Genomic DNA, 273 nt, shown 5'->3' with positions numbered 1-273 from the left:
GAGCATGGCCTCACACCCTTGAATTCCGCGCCCGGATTTGCCAAAGCGCCTTCTCCAATGCAAGGACCGGGACTTCCAACACCCGGACAACCTTCCGCGATCCGTCCCCCCATCGCATTCAACAATGGTGCAGGAATATTGACCTGCTTCCCATCAGCTACGCATTTCTGCCTCGCCTTAGGGGCCGACTCACCCTACGCCGATGAACGTTGCGTAGGAAACCTTGGGCTTACGGCGAGGGGGCCTTTCACCCCCTTTATCGCTACTCATGTC

Annotated in this window: 1 rRNA gene; it reads right to left on the bottom strand. The window is 57.9% G+C overall.

The window, feature by feature from the left end:
• A 23S ribosomal RNA gene (locus SB689_RS23095) occupies positions 1-273 on the bottom strand; the annotation flags it as partial.

This window comes from Chryseobacterium sp. SIMBA_038 (assembly GCF_046535115.1).
Lineage (GTDB): Bacteria > Bacteroidota > Bacteroidia > Flavobacteriales > Weeksellaceae > Chryseobacterium.
Note: the sequence above shows the minus strand (reverse complement) of the source record. Positions and strands in the feature narration are given on the sequence as shown.